The organism is Moritella dasanensis ArB 0140, from assembly GCF_000276805.1.
Taxonomy (GTDB): Bacteria; Pseudomonadota; Gammaproteobacteria; order Enterobacterales; family Moritellaceae; genus Moritella; species Moritella dasanensis.
Map to the genome: position 1 here is coordinate 80460 of NZ_AKXQ01000010.1, position 19188 is coordinate 99647.

Annotated in this window: 16 protein-coding genes; 9 read left to right on the forward strand and 7 right to left on the reverse strand. The window is 42.6% G+C overall.

Annotated features, from left to right (window positions below; translation table 11 throughout):
* Nucleotides 1–2 precede the first annotated feature (2 nt).
* Nucleotides 3–974, forward strand: a complete 972-nt coding sequence (locus A923_RS0110115; protein ID WP_017221561.1) for a sensor domain-containing diguanylate cyclase — start codon at nt 3–5, stop codon at nt 972–974.
* Nucleotides 975–1101: 127 nt separating this feature from the next.
* Nucleotides 1102–2313: a DEAD/DEAH box helicase gene (locus A923_RS0110120; protein ID WP_017221562.1), complete on the forward strand. Its 1212-nt coding sequence runs from the start codon at nt 1102–1104 to the stop codon at nt 2311–2313.
* Between the two features lie 119 nt (nt 2314–2432).
* Here A923_RS0110120 and A923_RS0110125 read toward each other — a convergent pair whose 3' ends face one another.
* A complete protein-coding gene (locus A923_RS0110125; RefSeq protein ID WP_017221563.1) occupies nt 2433–2909 on the reverse strand; it encodes an LEA/WHy family protein in 477 nt (158 codons plus the stop codon).
* A gap of 235 nt (nt 2910–3144) precedes the next feature.
* On the opposite strand from A923_RS0110125, the gene A923_RS0110130 reads away from it, so the two are divergent.
* From A923_RS0110130 to A923_RS0110145, 4 genes are all read left to right on the forward strand, one after another.
* The gene (locus tag A923_RS0110130) at nt 3145–3831 is read left to right on the forward strand and encodes an ABC transporter ATP-binding protein (protein WP_017221564.1); all 687 of its coding nucleotides are present in this window, start codon (nt 3145–3147) and stop codon (nt 3829–3831) included.
* A complete protein-coding gene (locus A923_RS0110135) occupies nt 3832–6324 on the forward strand; it encodes an FtsX-like permease family protein (protein WP_017221565.1) in 2493 nt (830 codons plus the stop codon). It begins immediately after the preceding gene.
* Nucleotides 6321–7445 (forward strand): lipocalin-like domain-containing protein, encoded by a 1125-nt coding sequence (locus tag A923_RS0110140; protein WP_017221566.1) that lies wholly within the window; start codon nt 6321–6323, stop codon nt 7443–7445. Before A923_RS0110135 ends, A923_RS0110140 begins: the two co-directional genes overlap by 4 nt.
* Nucleotides 7446–7666: 221 nt before the next feature.
* On the forward strand, nt 7667–8521 hold the full coding sequence (locus A923_RS0110145; protein ID WP_017221567.1) for a mechanosensitive ion channel family protein: 855 nt from the start codon (nt 7667–7669) through the stop codon (nt 8519–8521).
* A gap of 168 nt (nt 8522–8689) precedes the next feature.
* On the opposite strand, the gene A923_RS0110150 is transcribed toward A923_RS0110145, so the two are convergent.
* Nucleotides 8690–9799, reverse strand: a complete 1110-nt coding sequence (locus A923_RS0110150; protein ID WP_017221568.1) for a site-2 protease family protein — start codon at nt 9797–9799, stop codon at nt 8690–8692.
* 410 nt (nt 9800–10209) lie between these two features.
* Between A923_RS0110150 and A923_RS0110155 the strand changes: the two genes are divergently transcribed.
* Nucleotides 10210–10587: an Imm51 family immunity protein gene (locus tag A923_RS0110155; RefSeq protein ID WP_017221569.1), complete on the forward strand. Its 378-nt coding sequence runs from the start codon at nt 10210–10212 to the stop codon at nt 10585–10587.
* Nucleotides 10588–10878: 291 nt separating this feature from the next.
* On the opposite strand, the gene oleD is transcribed toward A923_RS0110155, so the two are convergent.
* The 5 genes from oleD to A923_RS0110180 all read right to left on the reverse strand — a co-directional run bounded on the left by oleD (nt 10879) and on the right by A923_RS0110180 (nt 16958).
* Entirely contained in the window at nt 10879–11928 is a 1050-nt protein-coding gene (oleD, locus tag A923_RS0110160) for a 2-alkyl-3-oxoalkanoate reductase (protein ID WP_017221570.1), read from the reverse strand.
* A 22-nt stretch (nt 11929–11950) separates the two neighbouring features.
* On the reverse strand, nt 11951–13678 hold the full coding sequence (gene oleC / locus A923_RS0110165; RefSeq protein ID WP_017221571.1) for an olefin beta-lactone synthetase: 1728 nt from the start codon (nt 13676–13678) through the stop codon (nt 11951–11953).
* Between the two features lie 5 nt (nt 13679–13683).
* Nucleotides 13684–14562, reverse strand: a complete 879-nt coding sequence (locus A923_RS0110170) for an alpha/beta fold hydrolase (protein WP_017221572.1) — start codon at nt 14560–14562, stop codon at nt 13684–13686.
* Between the two features lie 16 nt (nt 14563–14578).
* Nucleotides 14579–15628 (reverse strand): 3-oxoacyl-ACP synthase III, encoded by a 1050-nt coding sequence (locus tag A923_RS0110175; RefSeq protein WP_017221573.1) that lies wholly within the window; start codon nt 15626–15628, stop codon nt 14579–14581.
* Between the two features lie 127 nt (nt 15629–15755).
* The gene (locus A923_RS0110180; protein WP_017221574.1) at nt 15756–16958 is read right to left on the reverse strand and encodes a multidrug effflux MFS transporter; all 1203 of its coding nucleotides are present in this window, start codon (nt 16956–16958) and stop codon (nt 15756–15758) included.
* 254 nt (nt 16959–17212) lie between these two features.
* Here A923_RS0110180 and A923_RS22215 point away from each other — a divergent pair, with 254 nt between their 5' ends.
* On the forward strand, nt 17213–17893 hold the full coding sequence (locus A923_RS22215) for a hypothetical protein (RefSeq protein ID WP_017221575.1): 681 nt from the start codon (nt 17213–17215) through the stop codon (nt 17891–17893).
* A complete protein-coding gene (locus A923_RS0110190) occupies nt 17893–19098 on the forward strand; it encodes a trypsin-like serine protease (RefSeq protein WP_017221576.1) in 1206 nt (401 codons plus the stop codon). The genes A923_RS22215 and A923_RS0110190 overlap by 1 nt, the downstream gene beginning before the upstream one ends.
* Nucleotides 19099–19188: the final 90 nt, after the last annotated feature.

Consider the following 19188-nt stretch of genomic DNA (forward strand, 5'->3'; position numbering starts at 1 on the left):
GTATGTTCGATAGTCAAGCTTGTTTATCTCGCTCACCGCAGAGTATGATTAATTTGGATAAGTGGCAGCAAACAGTGGATCTTATTGCTGAATTATTTGATTCGGCATGCGGTACGATAGTTCAGTTACGTCAAAATGAGTTTAACGTCGTTGTAGCCAGCAAAAACGAAAGTAACTTTCTTTCTAAAAATGATACTTGGGCATGGGATGTCGATAGCTTTTGTCGAAAAATAATCGAAAACCAGCAAGGGGTAGATGTTCAAAATACACTATCAGATCCTTATTGGAAAGTGTCGCCGCCAGTCGTTGACGGTAAAATAGGCTCTTACTGTGGTTTGCCAATATTTTGGCCTTGCGGTGAATTGTTCGGCACGATTTGTATCATAGATACCAAAACAACAGATCATTCACCAGTCTTGATTAAATTACTTGAACAGTGCTGCCGATTAATCACTGCTGACTTAAAAATGTTAAGAGATTACGAATCGATTCGCGAATTGGCATTAACGGATGAATTGACGGGAATTAACAACCGCAGAGGTTTATCTATTCTTGGTGATCAGCGTATTAAAGATGCTCGACGTGCAAAGGAAATCATCGGTTTGGTTTATCTTGATATTGATCATCTTAAAAAGATCAATGATAAACAGGGGCACCAGTTCGGTGATCAATGTATTGCAGTATTAGGGAAGGTTCTGAAAGCGGGCTGCCGTGAAAGTGATATAATTGCCCGTATCGGTGGCGATGAATTTATTATCATGACATCCTTTGCTGATGATGAACATCACTTGGAAAAACTCTCATTGCGTGTATTGGGCGGTTATAATAGTGCGGTGTCAGAATTCGATACAAATGAAATAACATCGCTTAGTTATGGTTATCGAGCCTTCCATCATGAGCACCTGCCGATACTTGAAGAGATGATTGCACAAACAGATCAAGTTATGTATCGAAATAAAAACAGTAAACGTTAAATTACCCCGCGAGCCTTGCTTCGTGTTAGAATGCACGCCAATATCCAACTGTTACTTATTCCAACCTTAACAGTTTATTACCTATTGAAGTTTATTTTACCTATTTATCAAATACCTGAGATTAAAAATGCCATTTTCTAAGTTTGGATTAAACAAATTAATTACACAAGCGGTAGCGGAACAAGGCTATACGCAACCAACTCCAATTCAACAAAAAGCAATACCGGCTATTTTATCGGGTAAAAACCTGATCGCAGCTGCGCAAACAGGCACAGGTAAAACAGCAAGTTTTGTATTACCATTATTACAAATGTTCAGCCACAAGCATACATTACGTGGTAAACGTATTCGTGCGCTGATCTTAACACCTACACGTGAACTAGCGGTTCAGGTAGCTGAAAATGTTGAACAATACGGTCGTCATTTACACCTTACATCAATGGCGATGTACGGTGGTGTTGACATAGATCCACAGAAACAACGTCTAATCGAAGGCGTTGATATTCTGGTTGCGACGCCAGGTCGTTTATTAGATATGATCCATCAACGTGCACTTCATTTTGATGAACTAGAAGTATTAGTTATTGATGAAGCGGACAGAATGTTAGACATGGGTTTTGTTAACGACATCAACAAAATCATCGAGCGTTTACCACAAGAACGTCAAAACTTATTGTTCTCGGCAACGTTATCGAACAAAGTACGTTTCTTAGCAAAAACTGCTATTAACTACGCACTGGAAATCTCGATTGAACCAGAAAACACAACTGCGCCAGAAATTGATCAATGGTTAACAGTGGTTGATAAAGATGTTAAATCTGCATTGCTTAGCCATATGATCCTTGAAAATGACTGGAAGCAAGCGTTGATCTTTATTGAGACTAAACGTGGCGCGGCTAAATTAGTTGCCCAGCTTGAAAAACGCGGTATCAAAGCGGAATCATTCCACAGTGGCCGTAGTCAAGCGATGCGTGAGCAGTTACTTGCAGAATTTAAATCCGGTGAGCTAGGCCTACTTGTTGCAACTGGTGTTGCTTCTCGTGGTATTGATATTGATGATTTAGATCGTGTAGTTAACTACGATCTACCTGAAGAAGCGGCTGATTATGTTCACCGTATCGGTCGTACTGGCCGTGCTGGTGCAACGGGTGAAGCTATTTCACTGGTATCTCGTGATGATTTCCGTAGCTTATGTGCTATCGAACAATTGCTAGAGCACGTTATTGAACGTAAAGAAGTGGAAGGTTTTGAAGCGAAAGTGGGTATCCCTGATTCTATTTTAGGTTATGTACCAAAACGTTCACAGCCACCACGTCGTCGCCGTCCAGTTAAAAAATAACGGTTAGGCTTCTGTAGTATAAAAAGATAGTATAAAAATACCGCTCACTTTATGGTGAGCGGTATTTTTTTATCTCAATATTTACTTTTAATCATGCCATTCGCCACTATGTAGTGATGCTACTTAGCTATTGTAGAAAGCCCCTGTAAAATATCCTCATCTAAAATACCTTCTTTAGTGACATTTAATGGAATAAAGCCTTGCGGATCTATGGTTGTTTTAAGCTGATACTTGATCCCTTCACCTGACTGTTGATTTAAGGATGTGAGGACTTTGAATATATAAAATAAATTGACGTTGGTTTGTACTTCGATTGGCGTTTCACTGTAGGCTTTTAGTGTCGGCAGCTGATTTGATACACCTGACAGTACTTTTTTATCTGCGACATTAAGTTGTAAACTGAGCCCCTCAATATCTAAGTCTTGTGCATTGGGGTTTGAGACTAACAAGTGCACATTAAAACGGGGCGATAACCCAGATGACGGTATCGATTCTATCTTAATTAAACTCACGTCCAGATCGCGTAAATTTTGTATGTTAGTACACCCGCTCAGTACCAAAACACATACCATCACAAGACTCTTCCAAGTTGACATACTGCCTACCTTCTTAAATTTAATAATCAATAATAATAGCAAAGAATAGCAGTGTGTTCTTATATCATTCATTAACAATGACGGCATTGCTGTGCGATTTGGTTTTCTGCTACTTGGTGCTTTGTTTATTGGTGCAGTATTAATTGGTCTGTTGCCGACGTAAAGCCTATTCTTAAACGGACGGTGGTATTTTGCCATCTATATCGCCACTATTACTGTTTGCCAAGGAGTGCATTTGTCATTAACCATCGAATCTCTGAGTCACCAAATAACCGACGGCCATGGTCAGCGACAATTATTGTCAGATGTCAGCTTAGCAGTGGGAGCTGGCGAATGTATTGGCCTAATGGGTGACAGTGGCAGTGGAAAAACGACCTTACTTAACCTTATTGCCGGACTTGAGCCGATACAGCAAGGCCAGATCACGCTTGCGGGTGTGCTAATGGCGCAAGCGAATGACAAGCAACTGAGTGAGCTGCGAAAGCAAAAGCTGGGGATCATTTTTCAACAGTATAATTTATTGTCTAGTTTGTCGGTACAGGACAACATAGCTTTTAGTGCCAAACTAGCTGGACGTTATGATGCTGACTTGTGCCGTGAATTAGCCCAACAGTTGGAGATTGAATCCTTATTAACGCAGTACCCACAAACCCTTTCTGGTGGTGAATTACAACGCGTCGCAATTGCCAGAGCGATGAGCGCGCAACCTAAACTATTACTGGCAGATGAACCAACCGGTAATCTTGATGACAATAACAGTCACCGTGTGGTGGCATTGTTGATGAAGTTAGTAAAGTCGCACGATACCGCACTGGTACTTGTCACCCATAGCGTTCATGTCGCGGCGACAATGGATAAGCGTTATCAATTAGCGAATGGTCAGCTAACCTTAGTTAATCAGAGTCCAAAGAGGGACGGTTAAGTGACGGAACACCATATTATTCATTTTCTTCGCTGTTTGTTTAGCAGACCAGGTCGGCAAGAACTCTGGTTGGTATTACAAACCCAAATGGCAGAATATAAGCAGCATCGCTTATTACATTTGGGTTTTATCTTCAGCTTAGCTATCGCCACCAGTACCTTGTTATGTATTCTGGTGTTAAATCATGCGAGTAAACAACAATATCAACAAGCTAATACCCAGTTAACCAGTCCGGTCGGCTTTTATATCGTTGCCGAGCAGGGTGGGCGAGTGACTAAAAGTGATTTTTCGGACTTGCGCAGACAAGGATTTACGCAAATTACGCCGGTATTAACGTTCCGAAAACATCTGAAGAATGGCAAACGGCTGAAGTTTGTGGCGATTGATATGCTGGCGCTGAGCATTGCCAACCCCGTGCAATATAATCACCAAGCGGTGTTACTCACTCAAGCCCACTTGGCGTCACTGACGGCTGACAGTGACATTAACCTAGACTTTAATACAGATATTAATACAGATGAGAGTGCCGATAAGAGTGCAGTACTTACCTTAGCTGACAACACCACTATCCCTATCGCTTTAACAACGAGTGAGGAATGGGGCAAAGTCGCATTGCTTGATATTGGACTCGCGTGGCAGTTATTTCCCCAGCAGATTGATTTTAGTGCATTAATGGTATCGCCATCTTCTGCATCATCTTCTACATCATCGATAGCACAACAAAAAGAAGCGTTAGAGGCGGTATTGCCTGCGCATTTATCTCTCAACGAGCCTTGGTCATATCAAGAACGCAGTGGCTTTGCCGATGCGCTACACCTAAATTTAATGGCATTAGCGTCATTAGGATTTGTTGTGAGCATGTTTATTGCGTTTCAGGCAGGAGAGCAAGCATGGTATAAACGTGCAGCACTAGCGATGCAATTACGTTTGTTAGGGGTCACGCTACAGACGATTAAAATGGCGATGTTACTGGAAGCTTTATGGCTGATACTGATTGCCAGTATTGTCGGTATTTTAATTGCCGTCGCCTTGGTGACAGTGTTGTTACCCTTGCTGGGATTAACGTTTAGTCAGTTGTATTCACTTAATATGAGTGGTCATTTTACTTGGCAATGGCAATACGCGTTATGGGCTGTGATTATTTCATCGGTTGCGGTATTGCTGGCATTAACTAAGCAGTTCAAGCGCATTAGCACTGCATATATCGCGCGTTCAGACAACGCAGTATCAGAACGGTTTCCTCGATTTATAACCCTGATCTTAGCCGTTGGGTTATTGTTGTTATTTGGCTGGTGGCCGAGTCATGACTGGTATCAAATCATGTTCAAATACGGTTTATTATTGAGCGCCAGTGTCGCGCTGTTACCGCATTTTTTACAAGGATTGCTATGGCTCTGTGGAGCTTGGGCTAAGTCTTTTCGAATTAACTACATTTTTAAAGATGCCAGTAACCAGATTGGACGGCGTTATTTACCCTTGGCGGCTTTCTATCTGGCACTTACCACCAGTATTGCTGCCGCCTTAATGGTACATAGTTTTGAGCGGGCGTTTGTGCGCTTTCTCGATCAGCAACTAAGTGCAGATCTGTTGATCCGTTATCATCATGGCCAAAAACAGCTGGTAGAAGATTGGCTGCAGCATAACGCTGATATTGACGAGTATGTGTTGCATCAACATACGTGGGCGAAAAGTGCCGATGATTCGGTTAAAATTTTCGGTTATCAATCTCCACGGCAGCTTACCTCACTACTGTTAAAATCGTCATCAACTAACACTTCCCACGGTTGTTTCATTAACGAGCAGCTGGCGTTGAAACGACAATTGACGGTAGATCAAGCCATCATCATTCGCCAAGGCGATAATCAATATAGCTGTGATATCCAAGGTATTTACTATGAATACGGTTATCCGGGATTCTCACTGACGTTAGGGGCACAGCAAGCCAATCCGCAATTTAGTGGTTGGGTTTATGGTGGTTTCGGTGTGTATTTTAAGCCTGATACCGTTATCGATAAGCAAGCTGTGAGTATTGCATTGGGCTTAACAGATGAACAAATATACCAAGCGTCACAAGTTAAAAAATTAGCACTGAAGATATTTTCGCAAACCTTTTTGCTGACGCAATTGATCGCGGTTATCTTGTTGGTGATCGCGTGCTTTGGTCTGTTTTTATCGGCGAATGGTTTAGAGCTCGCGCGTAAAGCGGATTTATTTATTCTTTGCAGTTTGGGTTATAGCAAGGGAGAGTTGTTTGTTCATATGTTGATGCAATGGCTGTTACTTGCAGGTGGTTGTGTGCTCTTAAGTTGGCCAATTGCGACAATACTGGCTGATGCTTTGGTGAGTCAGGCTTTACCGGCTTCGTTTGGTTGGTCGATGCCGCTGATATTCAATGTCGGCTCCTTTGCTGTTAGCAGTATATTCGGATTGTTATTTTTGATACCAGCGTTAAGTATCCCGCTGTATAAACTGAACTTAAGGCGGCGCAGATGAAGTCTCGTAAACGTGTAATACTTTTCTTGAGCTTTATATTGTTAACACCCTTATTCTTGTTAGCACTGGTATTAATACTGAATGAAAAGCCAAGTCAAAACCCGGCTGGATCAATGCAAAACCCGCTTAAGTATCAAGAGACTGCAGAGCGGCAATACACCCAAGCGTCAGCAGGATATAAGATTGATTTTCCACAAGCCCATTCGCCGCATAAAGATTTTCGCCATGAGTGGTGGTATTTAACCGCAAATCTAAAGAGCGATACTGGAATACAGTTTGCGACGCAGTGGACGTTATTTCGTACTTCGGTGGGTCAAGCGCAGTGGTACTTTGCCCATGCCGCACTGGCGGATACGAACGATCATATTGCGGCATTTCGACATGGTCGCGAAGAATTCGGCAATGTCACTATTACCTCAGAACCTTTTAGCGCAGCTATCGATGATTGGTTATGGCAGTCGTCGGCTGCGCTATTACCTTCAAACCTGTTACCAGCGCAACTCAGTTATGGTTCTGCGCGTACAGATGATGCCGCGTGGCAGGCCAAATTATCGTTACAGACAACGAGTCCCTTTTTTCTGCAAGGTGAGCAGGGTTATAGCCAAAAACATCAGCGCGAAGCAAACGCTAGCCATTATTATTCTCAACCCTTCATTGATGTAAAAGGTGAAGTATTATGGCAGGGGCAATGGTTGAATGTGACGGGTTCAGCTTGGTTTGACCGCGAATGGGGCTCGGCAATGCTGGCAGATGATCAACAGGGATGGGATTGGTTTTCGCTGCGTTTATCATCCGATAAGGCCTTGATGATTTACCGTATTCGTTCGTCTGAACAGGATTATGTTTATGGCAGTTTGATGTACAGTGATGGCCGTATTGAAATTCTTGATACGAATGATATTAAGTTGGTTAGCCATGTTAGTGATACGCTAGATTATCCCCATGCGTTTGACTTGCAGGTGAAAAAACAAAGTATCGGTTTGAATGTTGATGTACGTGTCACGGTCATTAATCAACAGCAGATCATGCGTTTTGGGATTGAATATTTTGAGGGCATGGTGAGTTTTAAGGGGACTCATGTCGGAGAAGGGTTTGTGGAAATGACGGGTTATAGTCCATGAAGTTGGGTTATATCGTTAACATAGCGATACTAAAGTGTACTAATGCATAAGCTTTGCAAAAAAAGTATTAATTTGTCACAAAATAGTCAGGTTTGTTTTGTATCTGAAATTAATATCAATACAATCAATCAATTTAAAGTATAACCTTGTTTTCCAATTGATTAAACGTGAATGCGTATTGGCAAGCAATATCATTATTCAAGGATATAAAGGACGAAACTATGGACGAAATCGCGTTACAAGAAGATCTACAGCAAGAACTGGATCAACTGCAGGGTGTGTACACCATGATCACTGAGTTTTTGGTGCAATACAGTTTCCAAATTTTTGGTGCGATAATTATCTTCATCATCGGCTTATGGCTAGCCGGTAAAATGCAACGCATTATTGCTGCCCAGTGTATAAAGCATGATGTTGATGTCACCCTAAGCGGATTTATTTCCAACGTTGTGCGCTTACTCGTCATTGTGATGGTCGCGGTTATCGCGCTGGGCAAACTCGGGATAAGTGTAGCGCCGTTCGTTGCTGCCGTCGGTGCCTTGGCATTAGGTGCTGGTTTCGCCCTACAGGGTATGTTGTCAAACTATGCCGCAGGTTTTACCATTATTTTAACCCGTCCATTTGTGGTGGGTAATACGGTTAAAATTGAGGGTGTTGTCGGTGTGGTTAAAGAGATCACACTTGGGATGACGATTCTCACTAATGAAGAGGGTGAGCAGATCAGTATTCCTAACAAGCACATCGTTGGTGAAGTTCTGCATAATTCCTTCGAGTACATGTTAGTGGAAACCACCATAGGTATTAGTTACAGCGACGATCCAGAGCAGGCCATTGCCACCTTGAATACTGCGCTGGCGAGTATAGAAACAGTAGCCAAAGATCGTGCTGCACAAATCGGTATTGAAGCCTTTGGCGATAGCTCAGTCAATTTGGGTGTACGTTTCTGGGTGCCAACGCAAAGCTATTATGAAGTGAAATACAGCGCGAATCTGAAGATGTTTCAGGCACTTAAACAAGACGGTATTACGATACCCTTTCCGCAACGTGAAGTTCGGGTATTGTCAAAAACGGCCTAAGCACAACAGCGATGATCGTATTTTGATTACTTAATGTGAGCGTTATGCTCAAAGGAGAATCGGCGTCGTGCAGGCGATAGCCATTCTCCATTTGGGCGGAGAACAAGGCCATTGCAGTAAACTAGTCGCAATGGACTGGTAACAATGGCCAGGTCGGAGCGCAGGCTATTAGCTTTTTAATATCTGCAGTGGTAGAGAAAGTAACTCATCACCCATACCGGCAAAGTACCAGATCACACCAATTAGCGCGCCAACTGTTGCTACATACCAGATAGCGGAAAACAGCTGTCCGTATTTGTCGAGAGGTAACAGATGGCTCTGGTGACGGCTACGCCATTCAAATACGATCTCGACGCTACCAATTAACAGCATGAAGCCAAGTAAGGCTAGGCCTAAGCTATAGCTGATAAATATCCCCGCCACTGCACCAGCGATACAAGCAACCAGACCGACAATACTGTTCATCGAAAAGCTAATACTTTTGAGTATGTGGCCACCATCGAGTGGTAAAATCGGCAGCAGGTTAAAGAGATTCAGCAACGCGTTAAAACTGGCCAGCCCGGCAAAGAATATCTCACCTGTGATCCAGTAAGCGACAAGAGATAACAGGGACATGATCAAGCCAAAGGTAGGACCCATGATCGAGATCACCACATCTTGCCAGCGGGTATTAATCTTATCATCGCCTAATGCTAACCCGCCCATAAATGGGATCAGGTAAATGCCTTTGGTCTTCATACCAAAATATTTCATGGCTTTAACATGGCCGAATTCATGAAACACCAGACAAGCAATTAAGGCGAGGGCAAACTGCCATGAAAATAACCATGAATAAGCGGCCAGACTGGCGCCTGCTAGTACTACCTTAATAACCTTGGCACTTTTCAATAACTTTAACGCCAGTGAACCTAAGCCAATTAAGCTAAATTTTTGCTTTACGACAACCGGATGTTGTGGGGTTTGTCGTTCAATATCTTTGGTATCACGCTGGCCTTGGGTAATGACCTGTTCATTAACGTACAAGGTATAGTCTATTTTGAAAGGTTGCCAAAGCAGTTCGGTGGTGAGCTTGATGAGAATACTGGCTGGTGGCTGTTCTGCTAACGCATCATCATGGTGCTGGCTGAGTTCAAATTCATGGGTTTTACTGCCTTCATTGTCACTAGAGGCGTTGATCACTGACACGAGATTATCGTCCCAAAATACTTGCTGCCAGCCTGCTAGTGAACCTTCTAGGCGCAAATTTTTGCCAAGGCAGTCAATGTTTAATAATTCCAAGTTAAGCCTTTATATTTATGCAGCAGTGATGCCGAGTAATAGTGTAAAAGAGAAATCGTGTAATAAATAAAGTGTAATCGAGAGTAAGTTACGGTCGTCACAGCGTGTTCGCCGACGGCAGAGTATAACAAAGAGAAAAACGTGATGACAGTGATGATCGTGTTCGATAATCTCTTGAATAATGTTTAGTTTATGTCGCGCTCACAAATATCACAAATAGCGGTGCTGTAATCGGTCATTATGGCTGCTAATAAGGTAAAACATGATGTATCTATCATTTAATTACAATACAAAGAGTAGGGTGGAGACATCCTAACTTCTTGCGCTCTGCGGAGAAGTTATTTAATGGGTATTTATTGATTATTTATTGATGATTTATTGATTATCCCCCCTCAGATTAGAGAGATATTATGAAGCAAGTAAATGTTTTCCACCCATTTCAGTTTTCAACTTTCAAACGCGACCTTAGCTTGATGCTAAGTGATTTAAAATGGAAAGCGTTTGAATCTCATGACTTTTTAGGCGATGGTGAAGATTGGGCGTTGCTGATAGAAAATATGCTTTCAGAAAAGAACCCAAGCTTATTAGAAAAACTAACTTTTGGTGATGAAACACTGATGTTTACCATTCACAGTGAAGACCGAGATGCATTGCATACAATTGCTGAAATGGTCTGTGAATTTTATGATAATGAAGAATTATTAGATGCGTGTATCACCCGTTATGCTCAGTATGAATTTGAACCAGAGCTAGTAGTCGCACCTGAACTAGCAAGTAAATCCGGTTAATACCTTCAACGCATTTGATTTAAGCGCTAATTGCAATTTAGACATACTTTCAATGTAACCCTGTTTTTAATTTAGTCCTATTTTCAATTTGTTATATTTTTAGTTTTTAGTATTTAGTATTTAGTATTTAGTATTTAGTTATGTTTTCAGTAATACGCATTTTCCCTTCTCAAGCGCTAAGTCATTTATGCCCATTATCGAGTCAGTCGAACTAGACTGACTCAGTTACACTGTTTTATTCCAATATCTTATTACGGTATCTTATTATAATGTTCAGACTTCAATACTGTCTTATAATGATACTTTCAAACGCTGCATTCCTTCGTCAATAGATACCAAAGGCTGGTAACCCAGATCTGCTTTTGCTGCGCTAATATCAAAATAATGGCAGGTCGATAATTGGCGTGCGACAAAACGTGTCATCATCGGTTCTTGGGTTTTGCCAAGCCACAAGTACAGATATTCTAGAATGGTGCCAACTACATAGGCCAGTGGGGCTGGTACGCGTTTTGTTACTGGTGGTAAATCAGCACAATGGAGTATTTTATTAAGCATACTTGCCATCGTGATCGGTTGGTCATTACTCAGAAAGTAACATTTACCGGCACAAACGGGTGCGGGCTCTGCGAGTTTTAATGCTGCCAGAATATGCGCATAAGCGGCATTGTCGATATAGATAGTATCGACGAGTTTATCCTGTTTACCGACTAATTTTAATCGCCCAAGTTTGGCGCGTTCAATTACCCTAGGTACCAAATGTGGATCGCCAGGTCCCCAAATCAAATGCGGTCTTAGCGCGACAGTTTTTAGTTTATCGCTATTGGCGGCGAGCACCATTTTTTCGGCAAGTGCTTTGGATTGGGCATAATAATTTAAGAATGACTGAGCATACGGTTGTGATTCATCGATCCCAGCTTCGTCTTCCCCCGTAAACGTCACACTTGGCGTGCTGGTATAGACTAAGCGTGTGATAGCTAGCGACTGGCAGGCTTTAATCACATTTTCCGAGCCTTGCACATTGGGTTGATAATATTCAGCTTTCGATCCCCATACACCGGCTTTTGATGCGACATGAAAGACTAGATCACAGTCCTGCATCGCTGCCGTCAGCGTCGGTAAATCGCTAATATCGCCTTGCACCATGTTGATACCTAGCTTGACGAGGTGTGGATAATGGCCGCGGGCGAACCCTGTGACTTTAATACCGGCCGCGCATAATGCTTGGCAGATGCTAGTCCCTAAAAACCCCCCCGCGCCGGTGACAAAGGCATGTCTGGTCGTTGCAGATAATGCCGTTAACGCTTGCTGTTCTGCTGCTGGCCGCGAGCTGAATTCCATCATGTTCAAACCTTGTTTAGGGGGGTTAACGATTATAGGGTGCTTGTTTTTGTGCCCACACGGCTAATTTTTCACGAAATATTTTAGCATTGTGACGAATATCTACGGGGAAATTAGGGTGAATCAAAAACGCGTTTATTGCAGCTGTTTGCTGGTGTGTACTGCCAATGACTTTAAGCTCACTAAATAGTTGTTCAGTTGAGAGGTTACTATCATCTTTTAATTCGACACACAGTAACGGTATGGTTTGACCTTGGTATTGGATCCCCACCAGCGCGGTGCGTTTCACTTGTTCATGGGTATTGAAGATACGTTCACAAGGGATTGAAAAGTAGGATTGGCTAGGTGTGATAACACTGTGCGCTTTACGTCCACACATCCATAACTGGCCTTGTTCATCCAAATATCCGAGATCGCCCATGCGGTGGCGGAACACGGGTTGCTGCTCTGTGCTCGTTGGGTCTTTAATTTTGGCCAGTTGGGTGGCACCGTCACGACGGTAATAGCCTTGGCTGACCACTTGTCCTTTCACTACTATTTCACCAATTTGGTTGGTGAGTAAGCTTAACTCGTCATGCCAATTTGCAATAACATCTTCGGTGATCGCAATAATCGCGACTTCAACATCTTTGATTGGCTGACCCACACAAATACCGCCACCATTATCGGTGATGTCTTGCATGGTTAGTAGCGCTTTACTGCCGATTTTGGTCAGGGGTAATGACTCTGTGGCACCGTAAGAGTTCCATACTTCGACATCGGTTTTAAGTAAACGGGTAAAGCGTGATATTGATGATAAGGTTGCTGGAGCACCAGCTGATATAACCCGTTTCAAACTGGTTAATAACAGCTGTGGATCTTGTTTACAGCCCGCTTGGCCGAGGATTTCTATTAAGGCCGGGTTAGCAAACAGGTTAGTACATTGGTATTTTTCAATGGCAGCAAAGATAAAGTCTGGGTTTGCGGTTATCGGTTTACTGGCATCCATATCAGGTACGATGGATGCCATGCCCAGCGCAGGCCCAAATAATGAGAATAATGGGAAAGTGCTTAGATCTCTTTCGCCAGATTCGATACCGTAGTCATCGCGGAGTGCTTGTATTTGGCCTTCAAACATTTGGTGACTGTAAACAACGCCTTTAGGCACGCCAGTACTACCACTGGTGAATAAAATGGCGCATAAATCACGTTTATCAAACAGCGCGATAGGATAAGGCTTAACTTGGTCTTGTTCTGGAGCGCTAGCGCGGTAATTTGTTAATAAGCGGCTGAGGCTCATTTGGCCCGTAAGACGAGACAGCTTTTCACAACCGCCGACGGTAAGGCTAAAGTTGACACTCTGTTTACCCCAACCAAACAGTTTACGCGCGAGGTGGGCTTTGGGAATACCAATGAAGGCATCAGGCGCTGATTCACTAAAACATTGTTTTAGATTGCGTACTCCCATGCCTGGATCCACTAAGATCGGCACGATACCGGCTTTAAATAACGCAAAGGTTAAAATGAAAAAGTCGATGCTTGGCGTGACCATTAATACCGCTTTCATACCTCGCGTTATGCCGTAAGCATTTAACGCATAAGCCAACTCATCACTTTGCTGGTTAAGCGACGATAAGTTAATTTCGTCATAAAAAAGCTGGCCTTTACGACTGCGCTGCACTGCAACTGCGAGCGAATCGGGTGTTGCTAATGCGGCGTGTGAGAGATGACGACAGAAGTTTATCGCTTCTGACGTTGTGCTATTAATGGTCATAGAACTCAACGCTTCTCTGTCATGAAATCGGTGATTAAGCCAATTACTTCATCACTGGCATCTTCAAGAATATAATGACCGCAGTCATCAAATTCATTCACTTGCGCGTGCGGCATACGTTGTTTCCATTGTGCTAAAAAGTGTTTATCAAAGACAAAATCTTTTAGTCCCCAACAGATTAGGGTCGGTACATCTGCAAACTTGCTCAGGCTATCGCTAATATCAGAGACTAACTCGTAATTACGGTCGCCTGGTTTTAGTGGAATGTCCTGCACAAAGCGTAAAGTAGAAATACGGTTACGCCAAGAATTGAAAGGCGACACATAAGCGCGGCGCACATCACGGCTCATTGCTTTGCGACGTACGCCAACAATAGAAGCGATAGATGAAAAGGCATTAAAACCACGCACTAAAAACGTGCCGACAACGGTATCACGACAGATCCACAATGGTAATGGAAAAGCTTTTGATAATGGCAGGTGGAAGGCCGCAGTATTTAAGATCACCAGGCGTTTGATCCGCTCTGGGTGTCGCGCTGCGTAACCCATACCAATCATGCCGCCCCAATCGTGGACCACTAAGGTAATGTTCTCGGTAATACCTAGATGCTCAAGTAACGCTTCTAGATCATCAATTCGATTGGTTAAGGTATAGTCGTAATCTTTGTCATCCGGTTTATCCGAAAGACCACAACCAATATGGTCGGGTACAATACACTGATAATTAGTGCTTAATGCCGACACTAGATTACGGTAATAAAACGACCAACTTGGGTTACCGTGAACCATCACTACGGGTTCGCCAGTGCCTTCATTAAGGTAATGATATTGCTGGCCATTACGGTCAAGGTAATTACGTTTAAAAGGGAATAATTTATTTAACATATTTGAAGTATCCAAGTTACCACTTTAATCCAAGCATCATACAATTTAAGCCACTGCCTATACCTAGGAAGCTGACGTTATCACCTTTTTTCAAAAAGCCTTGTTCATCGGCCATTGCTGCGGTGACAGGCAATGATACTGTGCCCATGTTACCGAGGTATTTGAAGGTGGGAAATTCTTTATAAATAGGTATATTTAAGGCGGTTAATACTTTCTTTTGGTTCGCAGCGCCGACCTGATGACAAATGACTTTATTGACATCTTCGGGAGCCCATTGCTGTTGCTCCAAAAAATGCTGCCACGTTTCTTGCGCTAATTCGACGCCTTCTTTAAGTAATTTCACGGCATCGGTACGCATGTATTCACGGTATAACTGGGTATCGATTTCTTTCAATCCCCATTGGCATAGGTCGTGATGTTCAGGTGCGGATAGGTGGGCTGCACTTAATAATTGGTGATTGCACGAGCCAGCTAAATCTAAGCTGCCGTCGGTAAGCAATATCGCAACTGCGCCAGAACCGCCTGTTAAGGTCGCTAATGAGGTAGCGTAATTTCTGATGGTTGGATCTGCCAGCATATCATCGATAGTCACATCAACAATGTGACGTGCAGATTCACAAGACACCACTAAACCGGCTTTGATTTGGCCTAATTCGATGCGGTTCGCGATATCTAACATACCGGATAAAGCCCCTAAGCAGGCATTACTGATGTCATAAATGGCGGTGTTTTTTGATACGCCCAGTTTGGCTGCGATACGGCATGCAGTGGCGGGTTCGTGTTGATCGCGGCAAACGCCGGTATACACGACAGCGCCGATATCACTGACATCAATGCCCGTTTCATCAAGGGTTTTTTGTGCAGCAAGTAACGCGCCATCAGATAACATGTAGTCTTTCGGCCACCAGCGACGTTCGGTAATACCAGTTAATGCAGCAAGTTGGCCAACAGGAATACGCAGCTTTTGATATAAAGGTGCTAAGCGAAGCTCCAGTGCAGTACTCGTTATGGTTTCTGGCGCTAATTCATAAGTCAGGCTATTAATAAAAACGCGGTTATATTTCATATATAGGTTATTTTGCTCAATAGTTAGGCGAATTCTCGCCTTATTTTAATTACTTAAATTACGTTAACGTTATTTGAGCAAGAAAGCGGTGCAGATTCAACTAAAACTTATTGAGAGTTATGAAATTTTATGAGCAAATAAGGTTGTTTTTTATATGTTTATGTCGACTATGGGTTAATACTAGCGCGATTGCTGATCCGGTAAATAAATAGAATATCCCCAAACTTGTTTGATTGTTGATCAAGTGTTCGATTAAAAAGCCCCCGACAAGTCCAGCAATACACATTTGCACAGACCCTGATAGTGCCGACACCGCACCGACTTGTTTACTGTGTGGCGCGAGTAACATGCTTATAGACAGTGGAAAACTGATGCCTTGAGCGATTGTTAGCAGGGTAAAACCAAATATCAAGTTCGCTAACGTCATCTCATTAAAGACTAACCAACAGCCCGCCATCATCATGATACTCGATGCGAGGTACATCAATTGATTGGTGGTGAAACGTTTATTCAATTTATTGAGTGTCAAACTACCGATTAACAGACCTGCTGAAGGGATTATCATCACTTCCCCATAATCTGCCGCACTCATTTTTAACCCTTCTTGTAATAAGAAAGGTAACAGTGACACGGATACTAACGTGGATAAGTAACCAATCCAGTTATAACTCGCCGATGAGATAACTTGGTAGTTTCGAGATAAATGCCAATAACCTCGTATTGTATCTTTAATCTTAAACTTAGTGACGGCATGGGGCAGGGTTTCTGGTAATACAAAATAACCGAGAGTCAAAATAGCCAATAGGTACAATAATACAAAACTGAACACGGACTGCCAGCCAAAATGCCATGCTGCCCAGCCGCCAACCACAGGGGCGACAATCGGTAATATAGACGCCGTTATCGACATATACGACATGGCTTGTGTTAACTGCGCACCGCTGTAGCTATCGCGGATCACACTGCGTCCCAATACCGAAGCACTACCAGCGCCTAAGCCTTGTAATAATCGACCGGTAATAAGCGCGGTATAACTGTCGGGTAATAATACACACATGAGTGTACCGGCCAGATAGATACCCTGACCAAGTAGAAACACTGGGCGACGACCAATTGCGTCAGACAGTGGACCGTAAAAAAGTTGGGATAAGCCAAACCCCATTAAAAATAGAGTGACCAGTTGCTGAACGTCGGCTTGAGACACACCAAGATCACTGCGGATTAATGGCAATGATGGCAAATAAATGCTGACACCGACTTGTCCTGTAGCAATGATCATCATCGCTAATGCAAGTGGGATTTTGTTAAATGGGGTTTTATTTATATTCATGCGGACAGTGTATATTAAGACTGTATAACTGATAATCCTTTAGTTTGGATGCTCATTAAGTCCTGAAGGGACTTAATTGATTAGCTTTCATACAGTATAAATCCTACCTAGATCACCTTTATAGTAAGAATAAATGTCAATTATGTTAAGGGTTTAGCATAAGTATTTTAATGCTCGATTTACTTACAAAAACTTACAATCCAATGACAGCGCGGGCTATAAACTTATTCCTTTCATCTTACAAAGGAAAAGTTATGAAAAAATCAATGCTAGCAATCTTGCTATGTTCTTCATCTGTTGCGGCCAGCGAGATCGAGGTAGATTTAAATAACCTATCGAATATCTCTAAAGCAGGTACAGATAATCTATCCATCATCAGTGAGTTTAATGGTTATGAATTATCGGGTGCTGGTCATCGTAAAGATATTCAATTAGCGGGACTTGATTGGCTGTTTTTCTATGGTGTCGATACATTTGTTGAAAAACCGAATAGCGATAAAATCGGTGCGTTAACAGACATAGGTTCTATCGAGCATATGCCTGGGGATAAACCTGTCCACGCCAATCGCTATAGCTGGGATGGCGGTAGTTATGCTGATTATGCCGATCAATTTAATCATGCCATGGTGCTGAATGATGGTGGCTTTAGTTTTAACGTGAAAGCGCAAGGGATAGGGCGCTACCAACTTGACCTTTATACCCATAACTGGCTTTCGTCGTCAGATGTGACGGCCTGTATAAATCAGCAGTGCGTGACCATCAAAAATGATATTACAACGCACATGACAGGGGTTCAAAACAGTATTGTATTTAACACCACCTCGATTGATGATCAATTAATCGTGACTTATAAACGTGTTGCTCGTCAGTGGGACTACTCGCAGTCAGAAGGCTATCACAGCTTAGAAGCAATCAATTTAAGTGAGGTTAAATAATGAAAAAATTACTTATTGCTACAGCTGTTCTAGCGTCTATTTCGATGACGGCGAATGCCGGGCTTGCGCGTTATGACCGTTCAGTGTCGCAACATAAGACTTTTGCATTACAGAGTAAGTTTGATTTTGCATGTCATATGAATGCTGGTTCTGCGACGTTAATCGACCCGTTCTGGGTGATCACTGCAAATCACGTATCCGGTTCTAAATCACAATCATATCGTAATACGGTGACGTGTACTTCGTTTGAAAAAGATGAAAATGGCGAATACACAACGGTTAAGTCGGTTTCTGCATCAACCGATCCTAACGGTGAGTACGGGGAGTATGAGTTTAAAGACGATATATATGATTTCGCACTGGTTCGTTTGGATACCCCAATTCGCGGCATTAAACCAGCGAAGCTAGCAACGGAAGAAATGTTTCCAAAAGATAAACGTTATGAAGTGAATAGCGTCGGTTTTGGTAATTATAATGGTCGCAACGGTGGCCAAAAGTACGTTGAATACAATGAAATTGATAAGAAATGGCTGGCTGAATATTCTTTCAACCCCGATCATTTTAAGCAAAGTGAGTTGCAGTGGTTAGCAATTCATGGTGATAGTGGCTCTGGCATTACGGTTGAAAAAGACGGTGAGTTTTATCTACTAGGTGAGATTGGCCTGCAATATTATACTGAGTTTGGTTGGACTGATACGTTTGAAGACGTGGCGATCAAACTGCCTTGGATTAATAAAGCGATGCAAGAGCACGGGTTTAGTTTTACTGAAGAAGTGGAACTTGATAACGTCATGTGGAGTGCTGCGTCACCAGAAAATACCGATGACTACCATGCGTACTTCAGTTATTGGAAAGCAGAAAACATTGGTATGTCTGAGACCTTTTGGACTGATGACGGTGGTTTAAAAACCATGGCGTATGCGGATGCGGGTTCAAGCTACAGTATCGAACTGGTGATTCCGAAGGATAAAAATACCCCTGCGTTTGACTTGTTCGTGAATGGCCGTGTTGTCGCGGTTAATATTGACGTCAATACAGCTAAAACCGATGCACTTTTCCTTAAGGTAAATACCTTTAAGATTGATGTTGATAACATCAATGTTGAGTTTAAACCGGTTGGTGATTTAACTGGGAAAACTAAAATCGTATTAGATTATTTTGCAGTGAAAGCTGCGGTAAAATCGACGGTGAAAGCGGCGAAATAATATAACGAGATGGTAAATTAAGTCTTAACCTTAATGCCAGTGATATAGGGGGTTATCGGGTTAAGACTTTTTTTTCGCTATAAAAGAATA

Bases quoted from the DNA above. Each gene is read 5' to 3' on its own strand.
- A923_RS0110140 (WP_017221566.1), top strand. From the start codon at position 6,321: ATGAAGTCTCGTAAACGTGTAATACTTTTCTTGAGCTTTATATTGTTA.
- A923_RS0110115 (WP_017221561.1), top strand. From the start codon at position 3: ATGTTCGATAGTCAAGCTTGTTTATCTCGCTCACCGCAGAGTATGATT.
- A923_RS0110125 (WP_017221563.1), bottom strand. From the start codon at position 2,909: ATGTCAACTTGGAAGAGTCTTGTGATGGTATGTGTTTTGGTACTGAGC.
- A923_RS0110120 (WP_017221562.1), top strand. From the start codon at position 1,102: ATGCCATTTTCTAAGTTTGGATTAAACAAATTAATTACACAAGCGGTA.
- A923_RS0110145 (WP_017221567.1), top strand. From the start codon at position 7,667: ATGGACGAAATCGCGTTACAAGAAGATCTACAGCAAGAACTGGATCAA.
- A923_RS0110170 (WP_017221572.1), bottom strand. From the start codon at position 14,562: ATGTTAAATAAATTATTCCCTTTTAAACGTAATTACCTTGACCGTAAT.
- oleC (WP_017221571.1), bottom strand. From the start codon at position 13,678: ATGACCATTAATAGCACAACGTCAGAAGCGATAAACTTCTGTCGTCAT.
- A923_RS0110155 (WP_017221569.1), top strand. From the start codon at position 10,210: ATGAAGCAAGTAAATGTTTTCCACCCATTTCAGTTTTCAACTTTCAAA.
- A923_RS0110175 (WP_017221573.1), bottom strand. From the start codon at position 15,628: ATGAAATATAACCGCGTTTTTATTAATAGCCTGACTTATGAATTAGCG.
- A923_RS0110180 (WP_017221574.1), bottom strand. From the start codon at position 16,958: ATGAATATAAATAAAACCCCATTTAACAAAATCCCACTTGCATTAGCG.
- A923_RS22215 (WP_017221575.1), top strand. From the start codon at position 17,213: ATGAAAAAATCAATGCTAGCAATCTTGCTATGTTCTTCATCTGTTGCG.
- oleD (WP_017221570.1), bottom strand. From the start codon at position 11,928: ATGATGGAATTCAGCTCGCGGCCAGCAGCAGAACAGCAAGCGTTAACG.
- A923_RS0110190 (WP_017221576.1), top strand. From the start codon at position 17,893: ATGAAAAAATTACTTATTGCTACAGCTGTTCTAGCGTCTATTTCGATG.